Source organism: Altererythrobacter sp. (assembly GCF_050299635.1).
In the GTDB taxonomy this organism is placed as follows: domain Bacteria; phylum Pseudomonadota; class Alphaproteobacteria; order Sphingomonadales; family Sphingomonadaceae; genus Erythrobacter.
In genome coordinates this window covers 1-1,986 of record NZ_JBNKWF010000055.1, presented here as the reverse complement: position 1 = coordinate 1,986, position 1,986 = coordinate 1, and the positions used below count along the sequence as shown (strand labels likewise).

Genomic DNA, 1,986 nt, shown 5'->3' with positions numbered 1-1,986 from the left:
GGACCCTGTTCCATGTGTTCCATCCAGTAGGATTTGACGCTGTGCGAATGCGCGCTGGAACAGACTATTTCGTGTCGTCTCTATGGTCGTAGGTGAGCTGACCGCCCATCATCGTATAGAGAACCTTGACCTCATCGATCTTGTAGGGATCGACATCGAACAGGTCCTCCTCCAGCACGACAATGTCTGCCTTCTTGCCCACTTCTAGCGAGCCGGTGATGTCGTCGATACCCATGTTGTAGGCGGCGTTGATGGTGGACGCCCGCAATGCTTCCTGCAGCGGCATCTTCGCGCTCTCGCCGCCAAGCGGCGGACGATCGTCCAGCCCCGGCAGCCGACGCGTCACAGCAGTCCGGATCATCGTCAGCGGGCGGTATTCGGAGAGGTAGCCGGACACCGGCCAGTCGCTCCCGAACGATACCTTTCCCCCGGCCTCGATGATCTTCATCGCCGGATACATGTCATCCTGGCGTTCCGCGCCTAGCCGCAACCTTGAAATCTCCACCAACGTCGGGTCGTTGGCCATCCACGCGCCCGAGGTGTCGTAGACGACGCCGAGCTGAGCGAAGCGGAGGATGTCGTCCGCATGCACGCTCGAGCCATGCGAGACGACAAAGCGCCGGTCCTCGCGCGGAGGATTGGTCTCAATCGCATTTTCATAGGCATCGAGCATGTGGCGCACAGCGAGGTCACCCCAGCAATGGCACACCACGTTGATACCTTCGCGGTCGGCTTCGGTAACGACCTTCTTGATCACTTCGGGCGGGATGATCGGATTGGGCTTGGCGTCGGGCTTGTCGACATAGGGTTCGACGTAGAGCCCGGAATGAGAGTCATCCGCGCCATCGACATTGACCTTGAGCTTGCTCACCGTGACATGTTCGGAGTGGAACTCTTCCCGAAACCGTCGCAGGGTTACGAGCGGGTCCTCGCTTGCATTGTTCCAGTAGTAGACGCCCTTGACGCGAAAGGGCATTTCACCATCCTTGTCGAGATTGGTGAAGAGCTTGAAGCCGTCCTCCTGAGACATACCCTGGATGCCGAGATCCTGCACCGAAGTGACGCCAGCCGCGGCAATGCGCGGAAGCCAGGTACGAGTGCCCTTGAGGATGAATTCCTCGTTCGGGTTCACGACCGGTCCGAACACAAGCATCTGTGCTGGCGGCTCTTCCAGCCAGCCATTGGGATTGCCGTCACTATCGCGGTGGATAATGGCGAAGCCCGGGACCGGGTCTTCCGTATCCTTGGTGATGCCCGCAACTTCGAGCGCTTTCGAATTGACCAGGGCCGCATGGCCGTCGACCGCCCAGATATAGATCGGCTTGTCGGTGTCGAACTGGTCGAGAATATCCTTCGTCGGCAGCCCACCTCTTGCCAGCCACGGCGAGCGGCGCAGGCCGTAGCCGATATAGAAAGGTTGGTCCGGATTGTCGGCGACATATTGGCGCATGCGTTCTACGACTTCGTCGGCATCATCGGTGAGCAGATTAGCTCCGCTGTTGACGAAGGCTCCGCCTACAAGGTGGGTATGGGCATCGATAAAGCCGGGCAGCACCATCTCCCCATGCACGTCGATCACATGGGTGCCGAGACCGATGTAATTCCTCAAACCCTCCTCATCGCCGACATAGACGATGGTGTCGTCCTCCACGGCAATTGCCTCGGCAATGGAATTGTTGGCATCCATCGTGTGGACCCGCCCGTTGATCAGAGCCCAATCGGCTGTCGGGATCAGGCCATTGTCCTGTGCCAGCGACGTTTGTGAGGCAGAGGCGAGCGAAATTGCTGCAATCGACGCCAAGAACCTGATACGCATGAGAAGTCCCCTTGAGTAAGATGCCGCGCCTCAATTCTCGGCACTTCAAGGGAAGAAGGCTCACATCACGTTGGGGATTGGACAACACGGCCATTGGGGCAGTTGGCGGCGATTCCACGACGTCCGCTTTCCACCCACATTCAGACATTTCCTACATTGCGCAGCGGACC

1 protein-coding gene is annotated in these 1,986 nt (G+C 58.8%); it reads right to left on the bottom strand.

From position 1 onward, the window contains the following. Positions 1-64 precede the first annotated feature (64 nt). Positions 65-1,816 carry an amidohydrolase gene (locus tag ACQY6C_RS14735; RefSeq protein WP_427970039.1) on the bottom strand — a complete coding sequence of 584 codons (1,752 nt, stop codon included), beginning with the start codon at positions 1,814-1,816 and terminating at the stop codon, positions 65-67. Positions 1,817-1,986: the final 170 nt, after the last annotated feature.